Origin of the sequence: Haemophilus sp. oral taxon 036 (assembly GCF_002998595.1) — a bacterium.
Lineage (GTDB): Bacteria > Pseudomonadota > Gammaproteobacteria > Enterobacterales > Pasteurellaceae > Haemophilus > Haemophilus haemolyticus_K.
Genome location: NZ_CP027235.1, coordinates 1,531,094 through 1,557,587 on the forward strand (window position 1 = coordinate 1,531,094; position 26,494 = coordinate 1,557,587).

A 26,494-nucleotide genomic window follows, 5' to 3' on the forward strand; every position below is an offset into this window, starting at 1 on the left:
GTATATTATAGAGAGGATATGGGGGAAAACAAAGCGATGATTATTTCCCATGAAGTTTTAATTACGCTAGAATAACTGCAATTTTCACCAGCTTAGTATCCTCATGCTTTCATTTACTCTCGAACCTCAAGATAATGCACGTTTGCAATCTTTATGCGGTGCATTTGATGATCATCTAAAACTTATCGAAAAAGAATTTAACCTTGTCATTGCTCGTCATAATTTCACTTTTAATATTGATACTGTGGAAGAGGATCCAAAACCTTATCATGTAAAATTGATAAAAAGTGCGGTGAAATTAATCCAAGATTTATATGTTGAAACTGCGCCCGTAAAAGGTAAAGTGAAAGAGTTAGATTTGGAAGATGTGCATATGGCTTTGCAAGAAAGTCGCATGCTATCTCAAGTTGAATCGAACCGTGCTGAAAATAATATTTTCAGTACAACGATTAAAACTAAACGAGGTGTGATTAAACCTCGAGGCGAAAATCAAGTTCAATATTTGCATAATATTTTAACTCACGATATTAGTTTTGGTATTGGCCCAGCAGGAACGGGGAAAACATTCTTAGCGGTTGCTGCGGCAGTTGAGGCCTTAGAACGTCAAGAAATTCGTCGCGTTTTACTTACTCGCCCTGCGGTGGAAGCGGGCGAAAAGCTAGGTTTTTTACCAGGGGATTTAGGTCAGAAAATCGAACCTTATTTACGTCCGCTTTATGATGCTTTGTTTGAAATGTTAGGTTTTGAGCGAGTGCAAAAATTAATGGAACGTAATGTTATTGAAATTGCCCCTTTGGCTTATATGCGAGGGCGTACGCTCAATGATAGTTTTATTATTTTAGATGAAAGCCAAAACACGACAGTTGAGCAAATGAAAATGTTTTTAACCCGTATTGGTTTTAATTCTAAAGCCGTGATTACGGGCGATATTACGCAAATTGATTTACCTCGTAGCACAAAATCTGGTTTACGCCATGCGATTGAAGTGTTGGAAAAAGTACCAGAATTAAGTTTTAACTATTTTGATAGCAAAGATATTGTGCGCCATCCGGTGGTGGCTAAAGTCGTGCAAGCATACGAAGAATGGGAAGTGCAAGATGAAATTCGTCGAAAAGAATTAGTGGAGCTTCGTAAAGCCGAACGTGAAAAAGAACGGTCAGAAATTGAAAAGAATTTAGGAGAGTAAAATGGGAAGTATATTCGTTGATCTGCAAATTGCCACAGAAAATATAGAGGGTTTGCCAACAGAAGAACAGATTGTGCAGTGGGCAACAGCTGCAGTTCAACCGGAAGGGGATGAAGTTGAAATGACGGTTCGTATTGTGGATGAAGCCGAAAGCCATGAATTAAATTTAACTTATCGTGGCAAGGATCGCCCGACTAACGTGCTTTCATTTCCGTTTGAATGCCCCGATGAGGTGGAGTTGCCATTGTTAGGGGATCTTGTCATTTGTCGTCAAGTTGTGGAGCGAGAAGCTGCAGAACAAGAGAAAGCATTAATAGCACATTGGGCGCATATGGTTGTGCATGGTAGCTTACATTTACTCGGTTACGATCATATTGAAGACGATGAAGCTGAAGAAATGGAAAGTTTAGAAACCCAAATTATGCAAGGATTAGGCTTTGATGATCCTTATCTAGCAGAGAAATAATCTTTATTCGGAGTAATGATGTATGATGTATAAAGCGGTATTTAGTGATTTTGATGGCACCTTATTAACTCCTCAACATACTATTTCCCCTCGAACTGTTGCAGCAATTAAGCGTTTAACGGCAAATGGTATTCCTTTTGTGCCAATTTCGGCACGTTCTCCTTTAGGTATTTTGCCTTATTGGAAACAGCTTGAAACGAATAATGTGCTTGTTGCATTTAGTGGCGCACTTATTTTGAATCAACGCCTTGAACTAATTTATAGCGTACAAATTGATCCAAAGGATATTTTAGATATTAATACCGTTTTGGCGGATCACCCTTTGCTTGGTGTGAATTATTATACAAATAATGACTGCCATGCTCGCGATGTAGAAAATAAATGGGTGATTTATGAACGCAGCGTCACCAAAATTGAAATTCACCCTTTTGATGAAGTAGCGGCTCGTTCGCCACATAAAATTCAAATTATTGGGGAAGCAGAAGAAATCATTGAGATTGAAATTATTTTAAAGGAAAAATTTCCACATCTGAGTATTTGTCGTTCTCATGCTAATTTTTTAGAGGTGATGCACAAGAGTGCAACCAAAGGAAGTGCGGTGCGTTTTTTGGAAGATTATTTTGGCGTAAAAGACGATGAAGTGATTGCGTTTGGTGATAATTTTAATGATTTGGATATGCTAGAACATGTCGGGCTTGGGGTGGCAATGGGAAATGCACCTGATGAAATTAAACAAGCTGCAAATGTAGTCACCGCGACCAATAATGAAGATGGGTTAGCATTAATTTTAGAAGAAAAATTTCCTGAATAATTGGCAAGAAAAAGGCTCTCAAACGAGAGCCTTTTAGTTATGAATTTTTTGATTCTTTTGAATTATACATATCTTCAATTTGCTTACGATAACGTTCTAAAATCACTTTTCTACGCAATTTTAATGTTGGTGTAATTTCACCCAATTTAATGCTAAAGGCTTGAGAAAGTAACGTGAATTTTTTTACTTGCTCGAAATGAGCCAGTTCTTTTTGCACCGCATTAATACGCTGCTCAAACATTTTTAGAATTTCAGAATTTTTTAATAATTCTAAACGGTCGTGATATTTAATATTGAGCTGCTTAGCGTACTCTTCCAAACTATCAAAGCAAGGCACAATAAGTGCAGATACATATTTTTTCGCATCGGCGATGATCGCAATTTGTTCGATAAATTTATCTTTACCGATTTTGCTTTCGATATATTGCGGCGCGATATATTTGCCGTTTGAGGTTTTCATTAATTCTTTAATACGATCGGTAATAAATAAATTACCCTGTTCATCAAACTCTCCCGCATCGCCAGTTTTTAAGAAACCATCTTCTGTAAAGGCTTGAGCCGTTTCTTCAGGCTTTTTGTAATAGCCTTTCATCACCATTCCGCCACGCACGAGGATTTCATTATTTTCCCCAATTTTCACTTCCGCTTTTGGCATGAGTGTGCCGATTGAATTTGGGTTAAATTGGAAATCATGCCAGCAAGAAACGGTCGCAGTTGTTTCTGTCATGCCATAGCCTAATTTGATGTTGATACCAATAGCATGGAAAAATAGCCCAATAGCAGGTTCTAATTTTGCTCCTCCGCAAGGCATCATTTTTATACGCCCCCCCAATAATTGGCGAAGTTTTGAGAGCACTAATTTATCTGCCAAAGCAAATTGTTTTTTCAATAAGAACGGAATAGCTTTGTTATTTGCACGTAAATCAAAATGTTTCCGTCCTACAGAAATTGCCCAATGGAACATTATTTGGCGAAGTTTTGGTGCTTTTTGAACTTTATCCAATACGGCGGCATAAATTTTTTCGTAAAAACGTGGTACGGCACACATTAAAGTTGGGCGAATTTCTGTTAAAGCTGATCGCACTTGATTGGTGTCTTCTAAATAGCAAAGTATTGCACCTCTATGAAGAATATAAGCCGCCCATGCCCGTTCAAAAATATGAGAGAATGGTAAAAAAGAAAGTGAAATATCCTGATCTGTCACATTAAGTGAAAGATCATGAGCTTCTAATTGGTGAGCGAGATTAGCGTAATCTAACATGACACCTTTAGGCTCTCCCGTTGTACCTGAGGTATAAATAATCGTAAATAAATCCGATAATTGTTTTTGGTTTAAGCGTTGGGTTAGTTCATCTTGTTGGGCGTTTGAACCTGTTTCAATAAAACTTTCCCAAGTGCAAGAAAGAGGATCTTGTTGTAATTGAATGGTTGATTTCATTGCCACGATTTTTTGTAATTGTGGACAATGATGAGCAATTTCCAATGCTTGATCGTATTGCTCTTGATCGCCGACGAATAGAATTTTTGCATCGGCGTGATTTAGGATAAATTCTGCTTGCTGGGCTGTATTGGTTACGTAAATAGGTACTGTGATTGCTCGAATTTGTAAGGTAGCAATATCAGCGATTGTCCAACGTTCCATATTATGGGCAAAAATGGCGATTTTATCTTGCACACCAATATTGTGAGCAAGCAATGCTCGAGAAAGTTGATTGAGTTGCTCTTGAAAGTTTTTCCAAGAAATGTCTCTCCACAAGCCGTGTTCTTTATAGCGAAGTGCGGTCATATTTGCACGAGTTTTGGCTTGTTGTTGAATACGATGAACAAAATGGAGATCGAGATTCATATTAACCCTATTTTTGATTTTTTATTGAGCGAACAGTTGTGCGCTAATATAATCTTAAATAGGAATAAAAGCTAGAAGAATATTGATTGTTTTAAATTATTTTTAGTGATCCATTGTTCATTTTTAGATCGTAAATTAAATTCTAGATAATAAAAAACCGCTCCGAAGAGCGGTTAATTTTTTCAAAGTTTTAATTAGCCTTTGTAGTTGTAAATGTGAGCTACTAAGTCTAATACTTTGTTTGAGTAACCAGTTTCGTTATCGTACCAAGATACTAATTTAACGAAAGAATCAGTTAATGCGATACCAGCATCTGCATCAAATACAGAAGTTAAAGCACAACCGTTGAAGTCAGTAGAAACAACTGCATCTTCAGTGTAACCTAATACGCCTTTTAATTCGCCATTGAAAGTTTTACCTTCAGCTGCATCTTTGATTGCTTGTTTGATTGCATCGTAAGAAGCTGGTTTTTCAAGGTTAACAGTTAAGTCAACAACAGATACGTTTGGAGTTGGAACACGGAAAGCCATACCAGTTAATTTACCGTTTAATGCAGGTAATACTTTACCTACTGCTTTCGCTGCACCTGTTGAAGATGGAATGATGTTTTGTGATGCACCGCGGCCTCCGCGCCAGTCTTTAGCAGATGGGCCATCCACAGTTTTTTGAGTTGCAGTTGTTGCGTGAACAGTGGTCATTAAACCATCTTTGATACCGAAAGTTTCATGAACAACACGTGCTAAAGGAGCTAAACAGTTTGTTGTACAAGATGCGTTAGAAACGATATCTTGACCTGCGTATGCGTTGAAGTTTACACCACGAACGAACATAGGGGTTGCATCTTTAGATGGACCAGTTAATACAACTTTTTTCGCGCCTGCAGTGATGTGTTTACGAGCAGTTTCATCAGTTAAGAATAAACCAGTCGCTTCAACAGCGATATCAACACCGATTGCACCCCAGTTTAAGTTTGCTGGATCACGTTCTGCAGTTACACGGATAGTTTTACCATTAACCACTAAGTTACCATCTTTCACTTCAACAGTGCCGTCGAAACTACCGTGAGTTGAATCATATTTCAACATATAAGCCATGTATTCAACGTCGATTAAGTCGTTAATACCTACAACTTCGATGTCATCACGGTGTTGTGCTGCACGGAATACGATACGGCCGATACGACCAAAACCATTGATACCAATTTTAATTGCCATAAGATTTTCACCTTTTATTTAAGTTAAACAAATCTGTTTGCTTTGAGTAATACTGCTCACTCAGTAAGACAGCGCACAGAGTATAGCACGAGCATTTTTATAAAACTATAAACCCTACTACTTTTTTGTGATCTATATCAAATCATCATTAGAATGAAAAAGTGCTGTAAAAAATCACCGCACTTTTGATGATTTTTTATAGAGAAATCTGCATAATAGACTGAAATTGTTAGAGAAGGTTAAATGATCTATGTCCCAAGGTAATCTTTATATTTTATCTGCACCAAGTGGTGCGGGAAAATCTTCGTTAATTTCAGCATTATTGGCATCAGATAGTTCAACTCAAAAAATGGTGTCTGTGTCACATACGACCCGTGCCTCACGTCCAGGTGAAGTTGAAGGCGTACACTATTATTTTGTATCAAAAGAAGAGTTTGAATCACTCATTGAGCAAGATTTATTTTTAGAATATGCCAAAGTTTTTGGTGGAAATTATTATGGAACCTCTTTACCTGCGATTGAAGAAAATTTAGCAAAAGGCATTGATGTATTTTTAGATATTGATTGGCAGGGCGCTCAACAAATCCGTAAAAAAGTGCCTTCAGTAAAAAGCATTTTTATTTTACCGCCTTCATTGCCTGAATTAGAACGTCGTTTAATTGGTCGTGGGCAAGATAGTGAAGAGGTTATCGCTGAACGAATGTCAAAAGCGATAAGTGAAATTTCGCATTATGACGAATATGATTATGTCATTGTGAATGATGATTTTGAGAAAGCATTAAAAGATTTGCAAAGTATTTTGCAATCGGAACGCTTAACTAAAGATTATCAACAAAAACAAAATGCAATGTTAATTCAACAGCTACTAGCAAAATAGGGCGAAATTGAGTATTATAACGCCCTTTCAATAGAGTAATTTTTGACAAATCGGAGTAAATTATGGCTCGTGTTACTGTGCAAGATGCAGTAGAAAAAATTGGTAACCGTTTTGATTTAATTTTAACGGCTGCGCGTCGTGCAAGACAATTACAACTTAACCAAAGTGCGCCGTTAGTGCCGGAAGATAATGACAAACCAACAGTAATCGCATTGCGTGAAATCGAAAAAGGTTTGATTAATCAAGATATTATGGATGCACAAGAATTCCAAGAAATGGCTAAAGTGCAAGAAACAGAAGAAGCAGCTGTTGCATTAATTACAGAGTAATCTTTTAAAAGTGCGGTAAAAAATCACGATATTTTAACCGCACTTTCTCTTTCAATAATAAGTAGGTCTCCTTTGGAACTGTTTGCGGATTTAGATCGAATTATTCAAGGGTATTTGCCCGCAGATAAAATTGAACTCATCAAGCGTGCGTTTGTGATTGCAAGAGATGCGCATGAAGGACAATTTCGCTCCAGTGGCGAACCTTACATTACCCATCCTGTTGCAGTAGCCTCCATTATTGCTCAACTACATTTAGATCACGAAGCGGTAATGGCTGCGCTTTTGCACGATGTTATTGAAGATACACCTTATACGGAAGAACAACTGAAAGAAGAGTTCGGTGCTAGTGTGGCTGAAATTGTGGATGGTGTATCAAAACTCGATAAGTTGAAATTTCGTACTCGCCAAGAAGCACAAGTCGAGAATTTTCGCAAAATGATTTTGGCGATGACGCGTGATATTCGCGTTGTGTTAATCAAGCTTGCTGACCGCACGCATAATATGCGCACGCTTGGTTCGTTACGACCAGATAAACGCCGCCGTATTGCGAAAGAAACGCTTGAAATCTATTGTCCGCTTGCTCATCGTTTAGGTATTGAGCATATCAAAAATGAATTAGAAGACTTATCTTTTCAAGCAATGCATCCACATCGTTATGAAGTGTTGAAAAAACTAATTGATGTGGCGCGGAGTAACCGACAAGATTTAATCGAACGTATTTCACAAGAGATTAAAGTGCGGTTAGAAAATGCGGGGATTTTTGCTCGTGTCTGGGGACGTGAAAAACACCTTTACAAGATTTATCAAAAAATGCGCATAAAGGATCAAGAATTCCACTCTATTATGGATATTTATGCGTTCCGTGTGATTGTAAAAAATGTGGATGATTGTTATCGCGTTTTGGGGCAAATGCATAATCTTTATAAGCCACGCCCTGGTCGAGTAAAGGATTATATCGCGGTACCTAAAGCAAATGGCTATCAATCTTTGCAAACTTCAATGATTGGGCCGAAAGGAGTTTCCGTAGAAGTTCATATCCATACAGAGGATATGGAACAAGTCGCCGAAATGGGCATTACGGCGCATTGGGTTTATAAAGAAAATGGTAAAAACGACAGTACAACTGCACAAATTCGCGCACAACGCTGGTTGCAAAGTTTGGTCGAAATTCAACAAAGTGTAGGTAATTCGTTTGAGTTTATTGAGAATGTAAAATCAGAGTTTTTCCCGAAAGAAATTTATGTTTTTACACCAAAAGGTCGAATTGTTGAATTGCCAATGGGCGCAACGGCAGTGGATTTCGCTTATGCCGTGCATTCAGATGTGGGGAATACTTGTGTTGGCGTGACTGTTGAGCATAAACCTTATCCGCTTTCGCAAGCCCTTGAGTCTGGTCAAACGGTCAATATCATCACCGATCCAAATGCACATCCTGAAGCCGCATGGTTAAATTTCGTGGTAACGGCTCGTGCGAAAACACGGATTCGCCATTATCTCAAACAGCGTTGTGAAGAGGATGCGGTGAAATTAGGGGAAGTTGAGCTTAATGCAGCATTACAGCCTCATAATTTAGGTGATTTTTCTATTCAACAAATTAGAACTGTATTAGATTCTTTAGCACTTTCTTCTTTAGATGAATTATTACGAGAAATTGGTTTGGGTAATCAGTCTGCCTCCATCATTGCGCATCAATTTGTGGGTGTGCCGTTAGAATCTGCTAATACTCAGAATTTTGAATTTGAATCAAAAATACTCACTATTGCACCAATGCAAGTGGGTAAAACACAATTTGCTCAATGTTGCCATCCAATTCCGGGCGATCCTATTGTGGGATGTCGTACCGAAGAAAACACCGTTGTTGTACACCATCAACATTGTGCCAGTTTGAAAAATGCTTGTCGCCAATCGTTGGCTAAATGGGATAACGTTCAAAGCTCGGTGAATTTTGAGGCTGAATTACAAATAGAAATATTGAATGAGCAGAATGCCTTGCTTAGTTTAATGACTGCAATTTCTGCGAGCGAAAGCAGTCTTCAAAATATTTGGACGGAAGAATTAGAGAACAATTTATTGCTTGTGATTTTGCAGGTTTGTGTAAAAGATATCAAACACCTTGCCAATATCGTTCATCGCATTAAAGGCATCACTGGCGTCGTTAATGTCAAACGCAATATTAATGAGCTATGAGCCTTGAACTTCTTGATGCCGTACCTTTGACCAGCCTCTCTGGTGTTGGTGCGGCCATTTCTAATAAACTGGCTAAAATCGGCATTCATAACCTGCAAGATTTACTCTTTCATTTACCTATTCGCTATGAAGATCGTACGCGAATTACGCCAATCGGTCATCTTCGTCCCGAACAATATTTTACCATTGAAGGAATTGTCCAAACCAGTGAGGTCGCTTTTGGCCGTCGCCCGATTCTGTCTGTGAGTTTGTCAGATGGTACATCGAAAATTATGTTACGTTTTTTCAATTTTAATGCGGGAATGCGTAATAGTTTTCAAGCAGGTGTGCGGGTAAAGGCCTTTGGCGAAGTGAAACGTGGGCGTCATATGCCAGAAATTCATCATCCAGAATATCAAATTGTGCGAGATAATGCGCCTATTGTATTGGAAGAAACGCTAACGCCGATTTATTCCACGACGGAAGGGCTCAAACAAAATTCATTACGAAAATTAACGGATCAGGCTTTGGCATTGCTCGACAAAGTTCAGATTGCAGAAATTTTGCCTAATGAATTTAATCCACATCAATATAGCTTAAAAGAGGCATTGCGATTGTTGCATCGTCCGCCGCCTGATATTTCATTAGAAATGTTAGAGCAAGGTAAGCATCCTGCACAACAGCGCTTAATCTTTGAAGAGCTGCTGGCACATAATTTAGCTATGCAAAAAGTGCGGTTAGGAACGCAGCAATTTTCTGCCTTACCGCTACATTATCAAACAGATTTGAAACAGCGATTTTTATCCACCTTGCCATTTCAACCCACTAATGCGCAAAAGCGAGTTGTGTCGGATATTGAACAAGATCTTATTAAAGATTATCCGATGATGCGCTTAGTGCAAGGGGATGTCGGCTCGGGAAAAACATTGGTTGCCGCATTGGCTGCTTTAATGGCAATTGATAATGGCAAACAAGTCGCCTTAATGGCGCCAACAGAAATTCTTGCAGAACAGCACGCGAATAATTTTCGACGTTGGTTTGAGCCTTTAGGCATTGAAGTAGGTTGGTTAGCTGGTAAAGTAAAAGGAAAATCAAGACAAGCAGAGCTTGAAAAAATTAAAACTGGAGCAGTGCAAATGGTGGTGGGGACGCACGCTTTATTCCAAGAAGAAGTGGAGTTTTCCGACTTAGCATTAGTGATTATTGATGAACAACACCGTTTTGGGGTGCATCAACGATTAATGTTGCGAGAGAAGGGCGAAAAAGCAGGATTTTATCCCCATCAGTTAATTATGACGGCCACGCCGATACCAAGAACGTTGGCAATGACCGTCTATGCCGATTTGGATACATCAATTATTGATGAATTGCCTCCAGGACGTACGCCGATAACAACCGTAGTGGTTTCTGAAGAACGTCGGGCTGAAATTGTGATGCGTGTAAAAAACGCTTGTGTTAATGAAAAACGCCAAGCTTATTGGGTGTGTACGTTAATTGATGAATCAGAGGTTTTAGAAGCTCAAGCTGCTGAAGCGATTTGGGAAGATTTAACGAAAGCATTACCTATGTTAAATATTGGGCTAGTGCACGGGCGCATGAAACCACAAGAAAAACAAGATGTCATGATGCGTTTTAAAAATGCAGAATTGGATTTATTGGTGGCAACGACAGTAATTGAAGTAGGTGTTGATGTTCCGAATGCGAGTTTGATGATTATTGAAAATGCAGAGCGTTTAGGTTTATCGCAACTTCATCAGTTACGAGGGCGAGTGGGTCGAGGCAGCACGGCTTCTTTTTGTGTACTAATGTATAAACCTCCGCTAGGCAAAGTTTCGCAAAAACGCCTGCAAGTGTTACGAGATAGCCAAGATGGGTTTGCTATTTCGGAAAAAGACTTAGAAATTCGTGGGCCAGGCGAAGTACTTGGAACGAAACAAACGGGCATTGCTGAATTGCGAGTAGCAAATTTAATGCGAGATAGAAAAATGATACCAACGGTGCAATTTTATGCAAAATCACTTATCCAAAAATACCCTGATCTAGCGGAAAGTCTTATTCGTCGTTGGTTAAATAATAAAGAGATTTACTCGAACGCTTAAAAGTGCGGTCAATTTTCAAAGAGATTTAAATGAATAAAAAAGAAAAACGCCCAACTGTGCTCTTTTTTGATTCTGGAGTGGGTGGATTTAGCGTATATCGCGAAGCCAAAAAATTATTACCAAATTGGCATTATCTCTATTGTTTTGATAATGCTGGTTTTCCTTATTCAGAACGAGAAGAAGAAAGTATTATTCAGCGTACTTTAGCGGTTTGCCAACTTATTAATCAACGTTATCCATTAGATGCAATCGTGATAGCTTGCAATACAGCGAGTACAGTTGTGCTTCCACCTTTGCGAGCTGCGTTTGATATTCCTATCGTTGGGACTGTACCCGCTATTAAACCTGCATCAGAAATGACAAAGACAAAACATATTGGTTTATTAGCTACAAAGGGTACAGTAAAGCGTCATTATGTCGATGATTTGATTGATAAATTTGCGCAAGATTGTGTTGTTGAGAGATTGGGAACCACAAAATTAGTAGAAATTGCGGAGCAAAAAATTCGTGGTCATTCCGTTGAGCTAATTGATTTAAAAGATGAGTTATCTCCATGGGCAGACATGGCAGATTTGGATACATTAGTTTTAGGTTGTACTCACTTTCCACTCATCAAAGATGAAATTCAGTTGTGCTTGCCACAAATTAAATATTTTATGGATCCTGGAGCGGCGATTGCTAAGCGGATAAAATATTTGCTCGATGGTAAAAGTGTACGTGCTCAAGGTGAAAAACATAATCAAATGTTTTGTACTGAACATTTTCCAGAAGAATCTCAATTTAAAAAAGCTTTACACCTATGGGGATTTGAATCTTTAGATGTAATAAAAATAGACTAAAATTGATATTAAATAGACCTTTTTGTATTAACTTTATCCAAAAGATCATTTTTTTAAATATTTTTACAAAAAAGTACTTGCAAGGGCTTTGAAAATCCCTATAATGCACCGCACACAACGACGCACTGTTGTGAAGTTTTTAAGTTTCCAAGTGCGTCGTTGTTTTTTGCTCTTTAACAATATATCAGACAATCTGTGTGGGCACTTGTTGATTGACTTGTTTTAAAATATTTTTAATTTTGAAGTCTTAATAGGTGCTTAACTGAAAATTCATAATTACTTTTTAAGTAGTGTTTTATTTATAGCTAAGCAGTTTATTGAGCGATTGAACTTGAATTGAAGAGTTTGATCATGGCTCAGATTGAACGCTGGCGGCAGGCTTAACACATGCAAGTCGAACGGTAGCAGGAGGAAGCTTGCTTTCTTGCTGACGAGTGGCGGACGGGTGAGTAATGCTTGGGAATCTGGCTTATGGAGGGGGATAACTACGGGAAACTGTAGCTAATACCGCGTAGTATCGGAAGATGAAAGTGCGGGACCGCAAGGCCGCATGCCATGAGATGAGCCCAAGTGGGATTAGGTAGTTGGTGGGGTAAAGGCCTACCAAGCCTGCGATCTCTAGCTGGTCTGAGAGGATGGCCAGCCACACTGGAACTGAGACACGGTCCAGACTCCTACGGGAGGCAGCAGTGGGGAATATTGCGCAATGGGGGGAACCCTGACGCAGCCATGCCGCGTGAATGAAGAAGGCCTTCGGGTTGTAAAGTTCTTTCGGTATTGAGGAAGGAGTGTATGTTAATAGCATACATTATTGACGTTAAATACAGAAGAAGCACCGGCTAACTCCGTGCCAGCAGCCGCGGTAATACGGAGGGTGCGAGCGTTAATCGGAATAACTGGGCGTAAAGGGCACGCAGGCGGTTATTTAAGTGAGGTGTGAAAGCCCCGGGCTTAACCTGGGAATTGCATTTCAGACTGGGTAACTAGAGTACTTTAGGGAGGGGTGGAATTCCACGTGTAGCGGTGAAATGCGTAGAGATGTGGAGGAATACCGAAGGCGAAGGCAGCCCCTTGGGAATGTACTGACGCTCATGTGCGAAAGCGTGGGGAGCAAACAGGATTAGATACCCTGGTAGTCCACGCTGTAAACGCTGTCGATTTGGGGATTGGGCTTAAAGCTTGGTGCCCGTAGCTAACGTGATAAATCGACCGCCTGGGGAGTACGGCCGCAAGGTTAAAACTCAAATGAATTGACGGGGGCCCGCACAAGCGGTGGAGCATGTGGTTTAATTCGATGCAACGCGAAGAACCTTACCTACTCTTGACATCCATGGAATCCTGTAGAGATACGGGAGTGCCTTCGGGAACCATGAGACAGGTGCTGCATGGCTGTCGTCAGCTCGTGTTGTGAAATGTTGGGTTAAGTCCCGCAACGAGCGCAACCCTTATCCTTTGTTGCCAGCGATTCGGTCGGGAACTCAAAGGAGACTGCCAGTGATAAACTGGAGGAAGGTGGGGATGACGTCAAGTCATCATGGCCCTTACGAGTAGGGCTACACACGTGCTACAATGGCGTATACAGAGGGTGGCGATGCCGCGAGGTGGAGCGAATCTCAGAAAGTACGTCTAAGTCCGGATTGGAGTCTGCAACTCGACTCCATGAAGTCGGAATCGCTAGTAATCGCGAATCAGAATGTCGCGGTGAATACGTTCCCGGGCCTTGTACACACCGCCCGTCACACCATGGGAGTGGGTTGTACCAGAAGTAGATAGCTTAACCTTTTGGAGGGCGTTTACCACGGTATGATTCATGACTGGGGTGAAGTCGTAACAAGGTAACCGTAGGGGAACCTGCGGTTGGATCACCTCCTTACCAAAGACGAGAGACAGCGAGTGCTCACACAGATTGACTGATAGTTGTAGACAAATGAGCAGAAGAAAACATTACCCTTGGGTCTGTAGCTCAGGTGGTTAGAGCGCACCCCTGATAAGGGTGAGGTCGGTGGTTCAAGTCCACTCAGACCCACCACTCTGAGAGTGAGTGATGTAAAGGAGTAATGATTTATGATGAAATGGGGATATAGCTCAGCTGGGAGAGCGCCTGCCTTGCACGCAGGAGGTCAGCGGTTCGATCCCGCTTATCTCCACCACTTATCATCGTTAAGTAAATTTATTCATTTAGTTTATTTAACGATGATAACTGAGAAGTTTTATCAACTGTTCTTTAAAAAATTGGAAACAAGCTGAAAACAAGAGATTTTCGAGAGAAAGTCTGAGTAGGCAAGATAGGAAAGTGAAAAAGAGGGAACTGAGAAGGAAACTCTGAAAGCAAACCTGTTTTGTGATAAATCTTGATTGAACAAAAGCAATCAAGTGTTTAGTTGAATGAAAATACGCATCAAATTGACCGCACTTTGAAGTAAAAACTTAAAGTGATTGAAAACATTTGAGGTTGTATAGTTAAGTGACTAAGCGTACAAGGTGGATGCCTTGGCAATCAGAGGCGAAGAAGGACGTGCTAATCTGCGAAAAGCTTGGATGAGTCGATAAGAGGCGTTTAATCCAAGATATCCGAATGGGGAAACCCAGTGGGTGAAGAATCCACTATCAACAAGTGAATACATAGCTTGTTGAGGCAAACCGGGAGAACTGAAACATCTAAGTACCCCGAGGAAAAGAAATCAACCGAGATTTCGTCAGTAGCGGCGAGCGAAAGCGAAAGAGCCTGTTAATGATAACAGTAGAGATAGAGGAATAAGCTGGGAAGCTTAGCGACACAGGGTGATAGCCCCGTACTCAAAATCCAGGCTGTGGTACTAAGTTAACGAGAAGTAGGGCGGGACACGTGATATCCTGTTTGAAGATGGGGGGACCATCCTCCAAGGCTAAATACTCCTGATTGACCGATAGTGAACCAGTACTGTGAAGGAAAGGCGAAAAGAACCCCGGTGAGGGGAGTGAAATAGAACCTGAAACCTTGTACGTACAAGCAGTGGGAGCCCGCAAGGGTGACTGCGTACCTTTTGTATAATGGGTCAGCGACTTATATTTTGTAGCGAGGTTAACCGAATAGGGGAGCCGAAGGGAAACCGAGTCTTAACTGGGCGACTAGTTGCAAGGTATAGACCCGAAACCCGGTGATCTAGCCATGGGCAGGTTGAAGGTTGGGTAACACTAACTGGAGGACCGAACCGACTAATGTTGAAAAATTAGCGGATGACTTGTGGCTGGGGGTGAAAGGCCAATCAAACCGGGAGATAGCTGGTTCTCCCCGAAATCTATTTAGGTAGAGCCTTGAGCGGACACCTTTGGGGGTAGAGCACTGTTTCGGCTAGGGGTCCATCCCGGATTACCAACCCGATGCAAACTACGAATACCAAAGAGTGATACTCAGGAGACACACGGCGGGTGCTAACGTCCGTCGTGGAGAGGGAAACAACCCAGACCGCCAGCTAAGGTCCCAAAGTCTATATTAAGTGGGAAACGAAGTGGGAAGGCTTAGACAGCTAGGATGTTGGCTTAGAAGCAGCCATCATTTAAAGAAAGCGTAATAGCTCACTAGTCGAGTCGGCCTGCGCGGAAGATGTAACGGGGCTGAAATATAGCACCGAAGCTGCGGCATCAGACGTAAGTCTGTTGGGTAGGGGAGCGTTGTGTAAGCGGATGAAGGTGTGTTGAGAAGCATGCTGGACGTATCACAAGTGCGAATGCTGACATAAGTAACGATAAAACGGGTGAAAAACCCGTTCGCCGGAAGACCAAGGGTTCCTGTCCAACGTTAATCGGGGCAGGGTGAGTCGGCCCCTAAGGCGAGGCTGAAGAGCGTAGTCGATGGGAAACAGGTTAATATTCCTGTACTTGGTAAAGCTGCGATGTGGGGACGGAGTAGGTTAGGTTATCGCACTGTTGGATATGTGCGTTTAAGTTGGTAGGTGGGAAGTTTAGGCAAATCCGGACTTCCTTAACACTGAGAGATGATGACGAGGCTCTAAGGAGCTGAAGTAACTGATACCACACTTCCAGGAAAAGCCACTAAGCGAAAGGCTTTACTAAACCGTATTGAAAACCGACACAGGTGGTCAGGTAGAGAATACTCAGGCGCTTGAGAGAACTCGGGTGAAGGAACTAGGCAAAATAGCACCGTAACTTCGGGAGAAGGTGCGCCGGCGTAGATTGTAAGGGCTAGCCCCTGAAGGTTGAACCGGTCGAAGATACCAGCTGGCTGCAACTGTTTATTAAAAACACAGCACTCTGCAAACACGAAAGTGGACGTATAGGGTGTGATGCCTGCCCGGTGCTGGAAGGTTAATTGATGGTGTAATCGAAAGAGAAGCTCCTGATCGAAGCCCCAGTAAACGGCGGCCGTAACTATAACGGTCCTAAGGTAGCGAAATTCCTTGTCGGGTAAGTTCCGACCTGCACGAATGGCATAATGATGGCCAGGCTGTCTCCACCCGAGACTCAGTGAAATTGAAATCGCCGTGAAGATGCGGTGTACCCGCGGCTAGACGGAAAGACCCCGTGAACCTTTACTATAGCTTGACACTGAACATTGAATTTTGATGTGTAGGATAGGTGGGAGACTATGAAGATGATACGCCAGTATTGTTGGAGTCGACCTTGAAATACCACCCTTTAACGTTTGATGTTCTAACGAAGATTGCGGAACGCGGTCTCGGACAGTGTCTGGTGGGTAGTTTGACTGGGGCGGTCTCCTCCCAAAGAGTAACGGAGGAGCACGAAGGTTTGCTAATCACGGTCGGACATCGTGAGGTTAGTGCAATGGTATAAGCAAGCTTAACTGCGAGACAGACAAGTCGAGCAGGTACGAAAGTAGGTCATAGTGATCCGGTGGTTCTGAATGGAAGGGCCATCGCTCAACGGATAAAAGGTACTCCGGGGATAACAGGCTGATACCGCCCAAGAGTTCATATCGACGGCGGTGTTTGGCACCTCGATGTCGGCTCATCACATCCTGGGGCTGAAGTAGGTCCCAAGGGTATGGCTGTTCGCCATTTAAAGTGGTACGCGAGCTGGGTTTAGAACGTCGTGAGACAGTTCGGTCCCTATCTGCCGTGGGCGTTGGAGAATTGGTTGGGGCTGCTCCTAGTACGAGAGGACCGGAGTGGACGCACCACTGGTGTTCCGGTTGTGTCGCCAGACGCATTGCCGGGTAGCTAAGTGCGGAAGAGATAAGTGCTGAAAGCATCTAAGCACGAAACTTGCCAAGAGATGAGTTCTCCCAGGTTATAAACCTGTAAGGGTTGTTTAAGACTAAGACGTAGATAGGCAGGGTGTGTAAGTGATGTGAGTCATTGAGCTAACCTGTACTAATTGCCCGAGAGGCTTAACTATACAACGCTCAAGTGTTTTTGGAAAACAGAGTGAAAGAAAAAGAAATTAACTAAATGTTCAGCTTGTAGCCAATGAAGAACATAGATAGAAATTAGAATAAAAGTTATCAAAGAATTATCTGGCGGCGATAGTGCGGTGGAACCACCTGACACCATACCGAACTCAGAAGTGAAACGCTGTAATGCCGATGGTAGTGTGGGGCTTCCCCATGTGAGAGTAGGGCACCGCCAGGTTACCAAATACAAAGCTAAATTAAATAAAAACAGAAGAACCCCAGTCGAAAGGCTGGGGTTTTTGTTTTTTCTATAGAATATTAATTCGAATATTTTGTATTTTAAGGTATTATATCTATCATCTAATTTTCTATTTTGTATGAATATTTTTAATGAAACCAACCTTTCTAGAATTTAGACATCTTAAAACTTTATTGGCCTTAAAAGAGACGGGGAGCGTTTCTTTGGCTGCAAAGCGAGTGTATCTAACCCAATCAGCCCTTTCTCACCAAATTAAATTAATAGAAGAACAGTTTGGTTTACCTTTGTTTGAGCGTAAAAGTAATCCACTTCGTTTTACTTCTGCGGGAGAGCGTTTAATTCGTCTTGCTAATGAAGTGATGCCAAAAATCGTAGATGCTGAACGTGATCTTGCTCGAGTTAAACATGGCGATGCAGGTCAGCTTCGCATAGCTGTGGAATGTCATACTTGTTTTGATTGGTTAATGCCTGCCATGGACGAATTTCGTCGGCATTGGGGACTAGTTGAGTTGGATATTGTATCCGGTTTTCATACGGATCCTGTTGGTTTATTGCTTTCTCACCGAGCAGATTGGGCGATAGTATCAGAAGTAGAGCATAATGATGATGTAATTTTTAAACCGCTCTTTTCTTATGAGATGGTTGGAATTTGCTCAAAAGATCACCCTTTAGCAGAAAAAGAAATTTGGGATGCGGAAGATTTTGCAGATGAAACTTGGGTAACTTACCCGGTTCCTGATGATATGTTAGATCTATTGCGTAAAGTGCTTAAACCAAAAGGAATTAATCCTACTCGCCGCACAACAGAATTGACTATTGCTATGATTCAATTAGTTGCTAGTCGTCGTGGCATTGCAACTATCCCTTATTGGGCTGCATTGCCTTATTTAGAAAAGGGCTATGTCGTGGCAAGAAAAGTCACAAAAGAAGGTTTATATAGCAATCTATATGCGGCTATTCGTAAAGAAGATGAATCCCTTTCTTATTTAGAAGATTTTTATCAAACCGTAAAAGCTCAAAGTTTTTCAACTTTACCTGGGCTATCTGTTTTAGATTTATAGAAGTAATAAATGAATTTTTCTCAACAAAATCAGCAGCCTCACCTGATTAGTGTGGCGGCTAAAGCTGCTTTTCCTTATAGTGCGCCAATGATTGCAGGATTTTTATTTCTTGGTGTGGCATACGGTATTTATATGAAGGCACTAGGTTTCGGATTTTTATATCCTACTTTGATGGCTTTACTTATTTATGCCGGTTCTGTTGAGTTTATTGCTGCTGGAGCACTTATTGCACCTTTTTCTCCCATCAGTGTGTTATTAATTACCTTGATGATCAGTACTCGTCAGATTTTCTATGGCATATCAATGTTAGAAAAATATGGCGTACACATTGGTCATAAACGTTGGTATTTAATTACCACCCTTGTTGATGAATCTTTTTCTTTAAATTATATGGCCAAAATTCCACCGCACTTAGATAAAGGTTGGTATATGTTTTTTGTCAGCTTATATTTGCATATTTATTGGGTGGTTGGTGCTGCAATTGGTAACTTATTTGGCTCTGTTTTACCTTTTGATTTAAAAGGTGTGGAATTCTCTATGACCGCTCTTTTCTTAGTCATTTTTGCAGAAAATTGGATAAAGGAAAAATCCCATGAAAGCTCTCTCTTAGGTTTAGGGATTGCATTGGCTTTTTTACTGATTGTAGGCAAAGAATATTTCTTGATTCCAACATTAATTGGTATCTGGTTAATTCTAACTATGCGTGGACCTAAATTAGACACAAAATTGGAGTCGCTAAAATGACACTTGCAGAACAGATTATGACGATTGGAATTTGTGTGCTTACAGTACAATTTACGCGCTTATTTCCATTTTTTGTTTTCCCAGCTAATCGTCCGATTCCACAATATATTCGCTATCTTGGGAAAGTTTTACCTCCAGCTATGTTTGGTATGCTTGTAGTTTATTGCTATAAGAATATTGATGTTTTAACTGGTTATCATGGTATCCCTGATTTTCTTGCAGGCATACTGGTGCTAGGGTTGCATTTCTGGAAGAAAAATATGTTTCTATCTATTGCGGTTGGCACGCTTTTCTATATGGTTTTAGTACAACTTGTCTTCATTTAGAATAAAATCATAACTTTCATTTCTCTAGAATTCTCTTGAATCTAAAGTTACTTCATAGTTTATAATCAATCTAATTTCTAGAATAATAGAAATTGGAATTCTAGTTATTACAAAAGATAGAACCTCGTTTTATTAAATTCTTTTATTGTTCATAGTACGATCATCTAGATAACTAAAAGAATTTAGCCGGTGACAAAGTGCGGGTTGAGCTAGCTAATGTTATCCAATTCCCCCAAATTGGATAAGCTTCCCAAGATTTTAGATGTGCGCACTCGTCACCGGCTTTTTATGCACTAATGATTGTGAAAATACCTTTATTTTTCATAAGAAAAAATAATTTCATCTTGCAATCGGTTGCTTTTTTTTCTGATCTTTTCCTTGTTTTAAAAATCTTTTATCATGGCGCCCGTTTTTATTTTTAATCGAAGAGAACAGAATTATGGAATTGAATTTAGTTGAATTATTGGGTTATATCGCAACCTTTTTTGTTGCAATATCGTTTTTGTTTAAATCTATCGTACATCTACGCATAGTGAACAGCATTGGCGCAATTTTATTTGTCATCTATAGCGTAATTATCGCCGCTTATCCTGTAGCATTATTAAATGCATTTTTATCTGTTGTGAATGTTTATCAACTTTGGCGATTAAGACAAGAAAAAGTCTCTAAATAAAAGAAAAGCGTTGAATTAAATTTCAACGCTTTTTTTCTGGAAAAGTGCGGTGAAATTTCACCGCACTTTGTCGTTTTAATGTTCACGAGTTTTGTAAAAAACGACATCAGGATAACGTTCTTGAGCTAAATTCAGATTTACCATTGTTGGCGCAATATAGGTTAAGTTATCTCCACCATCTAAAGCTAAATTTTGCTCATTTTTGCGTTTAAATTCTTCGAATTTTTTCGCATCGGCACATTCCACCCAGCGTGCGGTTGCAACGTTCACATTTTCATAAACCGCTTCTACGTTATATTCAGTTTTTAGACGAGAAACCACCACATCAAACTGCAAGACACCCACAGCACCAACGATTAAATCGTTATTCATTAATGGGCGAAATACCTGAACAGCACCTTCTTCTGAAAGTTGTACTAAACCTTTAAGTAATTGCTTTTGTTTGAGAGGATCTCTCAAGCGAATACGGCGGAATAGCTCTGGCGCAAAGTTTGGAATCCCAGTAAATTTCAAGGTTTCGCCTTGCGTAAAGGTATCGCCAATTTGGATCGTACCATGATTATGTAAACCAATAATATCACCTGCGTAAGCTTCTTCGGCGTGAGCACGGTCGCCAGCCATAAAGGTGAGTGCGTCAGAAATCACCACATCTTTACCAATTCGAACATGTTTTAATTTCATGCCTTTTTCATATTTGCCCGAAACCACACGCATAAATGCAACTCGGTCGCGGTGTTTTGGATCCATATTAGCTTGAATTTTAAATACGAAACCACTGAATTTTTCTTCTGAACTTTCAACGGTTCTTGTATCTGCTTGACGAGATTGTGGTTTTGGCGCCCATTGTGTTAAACCATCAAGGAAATGATCCACGCCAAAATTACCTAATGCTGTTCCGAAAAATACAGGTGTAAGTTCACCTTTAATAAAGGCATCATGTTCAAATTCGTTACTTGCACCTTGCACTAATTCCAATTCATCGCGAAGTTGTTGTGCTAAATCATCGCCAACAGCGGCATCTAATTCAGGGCTATTTAAACCTTTCACAATGCGAACTTCTTGAATGGTTGAGCCTTGACCGGATTGATAAAGATAGGTTTCATCTTTAGCGATATGATAAACACCTTTAAATAATTTTCCGCAACCAATCGGCCATGTAATTGGCGCACAACGAATTTTCAGAATATTTTCCACTTCATCTAATAATTCCATCGGATCGCGAATATCGCGGTCGAGTTTGTTCATGAAGGTGATGATTGGCGTATCACGTAAGCGAGTTACTTCCATTAGTTTAATTGTGCGTTCCTCAACCCCTTTTGCGGAGTCGATAACCATTAAGCAGCTATCCACAGCAGTTAAAGTGCGGTAAGTATCTTCAGAGAAATCTTCGTGCCCCGGGGTATCAAGTAAGTTCACCAAGCAATCGTTATAAGGAAATTGCATTACGGAAGTGGTAATCGAAATTCCACGTTGTTTTTCCATTTCCATCCAGTCGGATTTGGCATGCGCAGTCGAGCCTTTGCCTTTTACAGAACCAGCTGTTTGAATCGCATTTCCGTATAAAAGTACTTTTTCGGTGATGGTTGTTTTACCTGCATCGGGGTGGGAAATAATTGCAAAAGTGCGACGTTTATTAACTTCTTCTAATGGATAACTCATTGTTTCTTCTTTATTCAATTAAAAATGTGGGCTATTTTCGCTGATTTTAGGTTTTTGCTCAAACGAATTTGTAAATAAAGTGCGGTTAGTTTTCTTAGAAAAATTGGTCTGCTTTGTACAAAGACAAATTTTCGCTTATACTACGCAAGTTTTTTACGCTAACAATATAGGAAAAATTATGGGTTTCTTAACAGGTAAACGCATTTTAGTAACTGGTCTTGCAAGCAATCGTTCTATCGCTTACGGGATCGCAAAATCAATGAAAGAACAAGGTGCAGAACTTGCTTTCACTTATTTAAATGATAAATTACAACCACGCGTAGAAGAATTTGCAAAAGAATTTGGTTCTGACATCGTCCTTCCTTTAGACGTAGCGACCGATGAAAGTATCCAAAACTGCTTTGCAGAATTAAGCAAACGTTGGGAAAATTTGATGGTTTCGTACACGCTATCGCATTCGCACCAGGCGACCAATTAGATGGCGATTACGTAAACGCAGCAACTCGTGAAGGCTACCGTATTGCTCACGACATCAGTGCATTCAGCTTTGTAGCAATGGCACAAGCGGCACGTCCTTACTTAAATCCAAACGCTGCATTATTAACCCTTTCTTACTTAGGTGCTGAGCGCGCAATTCCTAACTACAACGTCATGTGTTTAGCGAAAGCATCTCTTGAAGCGGCAACTCGCGTGATGGCGGCTGATTTAGGTAAAGAAGGTATTCGTGTAAATGCGATCTCTGCTGGTCCTATCCGTACCTTAGCAGCATCAGGTATTAAAAACTTAAAGAAAATGCTTTCTGCATTTGAGAAAACCGCAGCATTACGCCGCACTGTTACTATCGAAGATGTGGGTAACTCAGCAGCATTCTTATGCTCTGATTTAGCATCGGGTATTACTGGTGAAATCGTTCACGTAGATGCAGGTTTCAGCATCACCGCAATGGGCGAATTAGGCGAAGAATAATTTTTCTTACATTCTTTTTTAGGCAGGCTTTTCAGTCTGCCTTTTCTCTTTTTTAAAATATAACTATGTTTCAAGATAATCCTTTACTCGCACAGCTTAAACAACAAATCCACGACAGCAAAGAGCATGTAGAAGGCGTGGTAAAAAGCACAGATAAAGCCTATGGTTTTTTAGAGTGCGATAAGAAGACTTATTTCATTGCACCGCCTTCAATGAAAAAGGTGATGCACGGTGACAAAATCAAAGCCACTATTGAAAAGCAAGGCGATAAAGAGCAAGCTGAACCTGAAGAATTAATTGAGCCAATGCTCACGCGCTTTATTGCCAAAGTGCGGTTCAATAAAGACAAGAAATTGCAAGTTTTGGTTGATCATCCAAGTATCAACCAACCCATTGGTGCGCAACAAGCTAAATCCGTCAAAGAAGAATTACAAGAAGGCGACTGGGTCGTCGCAAATTTGAAAACGCACCCATTACGTGATGATCGCTTTTTCTATGCCACTATTAATCAGTTTATTTGCCGAGCCGATGATGAATTCGCTCCTTGGTGGGTAACATTGGCACGTCATGAGCAATCTCGTTATCCTGTTCAAGGCGCTGAAAGTTATGAAATGTTAGATCAACAAACTCGTGAAGATCTGACCGCACTTCATTTTGTGACGATTGACTCTGAAAGTACAATGGATATGGACGATGCCTTATATATCGAGCCTATCGAACAAAATGCAGTACAAACAGGTTGGGAATTAGTTGTTGCGATTGCGGATCCAACTGCCTATATTGCGTTAGATTCTCAAATTGAAAAAGATGCGAGACAGCGTTGTTTCACCAATTATTTGCCAGGCTTTAACATCCCAATGTTGCCACGCGAATTATCTGATGAATTATGTTCGTTAATCGCAAATGAAACGCGTCCAGCGCTTGTTTGTTATATCGAAACGGATCTTGAAGGCAATATTACGGCCAAACCGCATTTTGTTTCGGCTTATGTTCAATCTAAAGCGAAATTGGCTTATAACAAAGTGTCGGATTATTTAGAACAGGCAGACAATTCATGGCAACCCGAAACATCAGAAATTGCACAGCAAATTGATTGGTTACATCAATTTACTCAAGCACGTATTCAATGGCGTAAAACCCATTCCTTGTTATTTAAAGAGAAACCAGACTACTCTTTTATTCTCGCTGAAAATGGCAAAGTGAAAGAAATTAAAGCGGAATATCGCCGTATTGCAAATCAAATCGTGGAAGAATCCATGATCATTGCCAACATTTGTGCCGCCCAATTCTTAGCGGAGCATGCTAAAACCGGTATTTTCAATACACACACTGGTTTTGATAAAAAATTCTTAGAAAATGCACATAATTTCTTAATGGCAAATTTAGCCAATGAAGAAAATCAAGCTGAACTTGCTGAACGTTATTCGGTAGAAAATTTGGCAACCTTAAAAGGTTATTGCCAAATGCGTCATGATATTGAACCGATTGAAGGTGACTATTTAGAATTCCGTTTACGTCGTTATTTAACTTTCGCCGAATTTAAATCGGAATTAGCACCGCACTTTGGTCTTGGTTTAGAAGGGTATGCGACATGGACATCACCAATTCGTAAGTATTCTGATATGGTGAACCATCGTTTAATTAAAGCCGTATTGACACAACAAGCTTGTAATAAGCCACAAGATGAGGTGCTGGCTCGTTTACAAGAGGCTCGTCGCCAAAATCGCTTAGTAGAACGTGATATTGCAGATTGGTTATATTGCCGTTATCTTGCTGATAAAGTTGCATCAAATGCTGAATTTGAGGCGGAAGTGCAAGATGTGATGCGTGGTGGATTACGTGTGCAATTATTAGAAAATGGCGCCTCAATGTTTATACCTGCTTCAACTTTACATAATAATAAAGAAGAAATGCAGGTGAATTCTGATGAGATTGCCCTTTATATTAAAGGTGAGCGCATTTACAAAATAGGTGATATTGTGAAAGTGAAACTTACGGAAGTGAAAGAAGCAACTCGCAGTATTGTCGGTGAAATCGTTCAATAAAATTGTTCTTCTTTAAACCGATTTTCAGTGATTGAAAATCGGTTTTTTCTTTTTTAAAAACTTTCTTCGTTTATACCGCACTTTTTATCCAAAAGTTCTGAAGTGTAATTAAGCATAATGCACGCCAAATTATTCCGTTTGTAATGCCTTTTTGTGTTCTGAAAAATTGATGTATGTCAATTTTAATAGTAAAAGCACTAATTAATTTATCTGCTTATCAAAGCGATATTGTTAAAAACTATAAGTATTCAAATTTATCTGTTTTATAGTTAGTTGCGCAAACGTTTGCTTTTGTGTTTTTATCGTATTAGAATGCCTCGATCTTTTATTTGGGAGGAGATTATTTCATGAGTTCGGAAAATTTTAGTTTAAAACCCGTTCCTTTAAATGAACGAAAAGGTATGATTGCCTTAACATTTGTGATGTTAGGTTTAACATTCTTTTCAGCAAGTATGTGGACGGGGGGAACATTAGGTACGTCGTTAACTTATAATGATTTCTGGCTTGCCGTTATTCTAGGTAACTTAATGTTAGGTATTTATACTTCTTTTCTTGGGTATATCGGGGCTAAAACAGGATTAACTACGCATATTTTAGCGCGATATTCATTTGGTATTCGAGGATCTTGGTTACCCTCCTTATTGCTTGGCGGCACTCAAGTTGGTTGGTTTGGTGTTGGCGTGGCGATGTTTGCAATCCCAGTTAATAAAGTAACGGGTATTGATGTGAATTATTTAATTCTTGGCTCAGGTTTATTGATGACGATTACAGTCTTCTTTGGTATTTCAGCGCTGACGATTCTCTCCACTATTGCTGTACCAGCTATTGCCATATTAGGTTCTTACTCAGTTTATCTTGCCGTTACTAATGGCGGTGGTTTAGAAGTATTACAACATATTGTGCCAAAAGAAAGCATTCCACTCTCAATGGCGATCACATTAGTTGTAGGCTCTTTTATTAGTGCAGGCTCATTAACAGCCGATTTTGTCCGATTTGGTCGAAAAGCAAAGCAAGCAATCATTATTAGTATGATTGCTTTCTTTTTAGGTAACTCATTGATGTTTATTTTTGGTGCTGCAGGCGCGGCAGTGACTGGAATGGCAGATATTTCTGATGTGATGGTTGCTCAAGGCCTTATTATTCCAGCCATTATTGTGCTCGGTTTAAATATTTGGACAACAAATGATAACGCGCTTTATGCTTCGGGTTTAGGTTTTGCGAATATTACAGGATTAAGTAGCCGAATTTTATCCGTCGTCAATGGTATTATCGGAACCTTATGTGCCTTGTGGTTATATAATAATTTCGTCGGTTGGCTTACTTTCTTATCTTCAGCAATTCCTCCCGTTGGTGGTGTCATTATTGCTGATTATATTTTACGTCGTAAAGCTTATGAAAATTTTGAACAAGCTAGATTCTTAAATATAAATTGGACTGCTATTGTTTCAGTTATTGTTGGTGTGGCTTGTGGTAAATTATTACCAGGCATTATTCCTGTAAATGCAGTAATTGGTGGGGCTGTTACCTATTTTGTTTTAACACCATTACTCGGTAAAAAATTAGCGATGAAATAAGGAA

17 protein-coding genes, 2 tRNA genes, 3 rRNA genes and 1 pseudogene are annotated in these 26,494 nt (G+C 40.2%); 20 read left to right on the forward strand and 3 right to left on the reverse strand.

Annotated features, from left to right (window positions below; genetic code table 11):
* The first annotated feature begins 103 nt into the window (after nucleotides 1-103).
* The 3 genes from C3V42_RS07495 to C3V42_RS07505 are packed head-to-tail and all read left to right on the forward strand — an operon-like array spanning nucleotide 104 to nucleotide 2,463.
* Nucleotides 104-1,186, forward strand: a complete 1,083-nt coding sequence (locus C3V42_RS07495) for a PhoH family protein (protein ID WP_106014151.1) — start codon at nucleotides 104-106, stop codon at nucleotides 1,184-1,186.
* A gap of 1 nt (nucleotide 1,187) precedes the next feature.
* Nucleotides 1,188-1,652 carry an rRNA maturation RNase YbeY gene (gene ybeY / locus C3V42_RS07500; RefSeq protein WP_106014152.1) on the forward strand — a complete coding sequence of 155 codons (465 nt, stop codon included), beginning with the start codon at nucleotides 1,188-1,190 and terminating at the stop codon, nucleotides 1,650-1,652.
* A 25-nt stretch (nucleotides 1,653-1,677) separates the two neighbouring features.
* Nucleotides 1,678-2,463 (forward strand): Cof-type HAD-IIB family hydrolase, encoded by a 786-nt coding sequence (locus C3V42_RS07505; RefSeq protein WP_164994251.1) that lies wholly within the window; start codon nucleotides 1,678-1,680, stop codon nucleotides 2,461-2,463.
* Nucleotides 2,464-2,500: 37 nt separating this feature from the next.
* Here the strand turns inward: C3V42_RS07505 and C3V42_RS07510 are convergent, their stop codons facing one another.
* Both C3V42_RS07510 and gap read right to left on the reverse strand, forming a co-directional pair.
* A complete protein-coding gene (locus C3V42_RS07510; RefSeq protein WP_106014154.1) occupies nucleotides 2,501-4,309 on the reverse strand; it encodes a long-chain fatty acid--CoA ligase in 1,809 nt (602 codons plus the stop codon).
* Nucleotides 4,310-4,503: 194 nt separating this feature from the next.
* Nucleotides 4,504-5,523: a type I glyceraldehyde-3-phosphate dehydrogenase gene (gap, locus tag C3V42_RS07515; protein ID WP_106014155.1), complete on the reverse strand. Its 1,020-nt coding sequence runs from the start codon at nucleotides 5,521-5,523 to the stop codon at nucleotides 4,504-4,506.
* 250 nt (nucleotides 5,524-5,773) lie between these two features.
* Here gap and gmk point away from each other — a divergent pair, with 250 nt between their 5' ends.
* From gmk to C3V42_RS07585, 14 genes are all read left to right on the forward strand, one after another.
* Nucleotides 5,774-6,400 carry a guanylate kinase gene (gene gmk, locus C3V42_RS07520; protein WP_106014156.1) on the forward strand — a complete coding sequence of 209 codons (627 nt, stop codon included), beginning with the start codon at nucleotides 5,774-5,776 and terminating at the stop codon, nucleotides 6,398-6,400.
* A gap of 62 nt (nucleotides 6,401-6,462) precedes the next feature.
* The gene (gene rpoZ / locus C3V42_RS07525) at nucleotides 6,463-6,729 is read left to right on the forward strand and encodes a DNA-directed RNA polymerase subunit omega (RefSeq protein WP_005625717.1); all 267 of its coding nucleotides are present in this window, start codon (nucleotides 6,463-6,465) and stop codon (nucleotides 6,727-6,729) included.
* A gap of 72 nt (nucleotides 6,730-6,801) precedes the next feature.
* Nucleotides 6,802-8,916, forward strand: coding sequence for a bifunctional GTP diphosphokinase/guanosine-3',5'-bis pyrophosphate 3'-pyrophosphohydrolase (gene spoT / locus C3V42_RS07530; protein ID WP_106014157.1), 2,115 nt, complete (start codon nucleotides 6,802-6,804; stop codon nucleotides 8,914-8,916).
* Nucleotides 8,913-10,994 carry an ATP-dependent DNA helicase RecG gene (gene recG, locus C3V42_RS07535; RefSeq protein WP_106014158.1) on the forward strand — a complete coding sequence of 694 codons (2,082 nt, stop codon included), beginning with the start codon at nucleotides 8,913-8,915 and terminating at the stop codon, nucleotides 10,992-10,994. The genes spoT and recG overlap by 4 nt, the downstream gene beginning before the upstream one ends.
* A gap of 29 nt (nucleotides 10,995-11,023) precedes the next feature.
* Nucleotides 11,024-11,833 (forward strand): glutamate racemase, encoded by an 810-nt coding sequence (gene murI, locus C3V42_RS07540; protein ID WP_106014159.1) that lies wholly within the window; start codon nucleotides 11,024-11,026, stop codon nucleotides 11,831-11,833.
* A gap of 333 nt (nucleotides 11,834-12,166) precedes the next feature.
* Nucleotides 12,167-13,706, forward strand: a 16S ribosomal RNA gene (locus C3V42_RS07545).
* A 79-nt stretch (nucleotides 13,707-13,785) separates the two neighbouring features.
* A tRNA-Ile gene (locus tag C3V42_RS07550) sits at nucleotides 13,786-13,862 on the forward strand.
* 45 nt (nucleotides 13,863-13,907) lie between these two features.
* Nucleotides 13,908-13,983, forward strand: a tRNA-Ala gene (locus C3V42_RS07555).
* Between the two features lie 308 nt (nucleotides 13,984-14,291).
* A 23S ribosomal RNA gene (locus C3V42_RS07560) occupies nucleotides 14,292-17,188 on the forward strand.
* Nucleotides 17,189-17,305: 117 nt separating this feature from the next.
* Nucleotides 17,306-17,421 (forward strand): 5S ribosomal RNA (gene rrf / locus C3V42_RS07565).
* Together the 16S, 23S and 5S rRNA genes with 2 tRNA genes alongside form the textbook arrangement of a ribosomal RNA operon.
* Before the next feature lie 152 nt (nucleotides 17,422-17,573).
* On the forward strand, nucleotides 17,574-18,503 hold the full coding sequence (locus tag C3V42_RS07570) for a LysR family transcriptional regulator (protein ID WP_046949617.1): 930 nt from the start codon (nucleotides 17,574-17,576) through the stop codon (nucleotides 18,501-18,503).
* 9 nt (nucleotides 18,504-18,512) lie between these two features.
* Nucleotides 18,513-19,247, forward strand: coding sequence for an azaleucine resistance protein AzlC (gene azlC / locus C3V42_RS07575; protein WP_106014160.1), 735 nt, complete (start codon nucleotides 18,513-18,515; stop codon nucleotides 19,245-19,247).
* Nucleotides 19,244-19,573, forward strand: coding sequence for a branched-chain amino acid transporter permease (locus C3V42_RS07580; protein ID WP_106014161.1), 330 nt, complete (start codon nucleotides 19,244-19,246; stop codon nucleotides 19,571-19,573). The genes azlC and C3V42_RS07580 overlap by 4 nt, the downstream gene beginning before the upstream one ends.
* A gap of 439 nt (nucleotides 19,574-20,012) precedes the next feature.
* Nucleotides 20,013-20,246, forward strand: coding sequence for a YgjV family protein (locus C3V42_RS07585; protein ID WP_106014162.1), 234 nt, complete (start codon nucleotides 20,013-20,015; stop codon nucleotides 20,244-20,246).
* A 75-nt stretch (nucleotides 20,247-20,321) separates the two neighbouring features.
* Here C3V42_RS07585 and prfC read toward each other — a convergent pair whose 3' ends face one another.
* On the reverse strand, nucleotides 20,322-21,905 hold the full coding sequence (gene prfC / locus C3V42_RS07590) for a peptide chain release factor 3 (RefSeq protein WP_106014163.1): 1,584 nt from the start codon (nucleotides 21,903-21,905) through the stop codon (nucleotides 20,322-20,324).
* Nucleotides 21,906-22,164: 259 nt separating this feature from the next.
* On the opposite strand from prfC, the pseudogene C3V42_RS07595 reads away from it, so the two are divergent.
* The 3 genes and pseudogenes from C3V42_RS07595 (at nucleotide 22,165) to codB (ending at nucleotide 26,490) form a co-directional block, all read left to right on the forward strand.
* A pseudogene (locus tag C3V42_RS07595) lies at nucleotides 22,165-22,871 on the forward strand (enoyl-ACP reductase).
* A gap of 65 nt (nucleotides 22,872-22,936) precedes the next feature.
* The gene (gene rnb / locus C3V42_RS07600) at nucleotides 22,937-24,916 is read left to right on the forward strand and encodes an exoribonuclease II (RefSeq protein ID WP_106014164.1); all 1,980 of its coding nucleotides are present in this window, start codon (nucleotides 22,937-22,939) and stop codon (nucleotides 24,914-24,916) included.
* 347 nt (nucleotides 24,917-25,263) lie between these two features.
* Nucleotides 25,264-26,490: a cytosine permease gene (gene codB, locus C3V42_RS07605; protein ID WP_106014165.1), complete on the forward strand. Its 1,227-nt coding sequence runs from the start codon at nucleotides 25,264-25,266 to the stop codon at nucleotides 26,488-26,490.
* Nucleotides 26,491-26,494 lie beyond the last annotated feature (4 nt).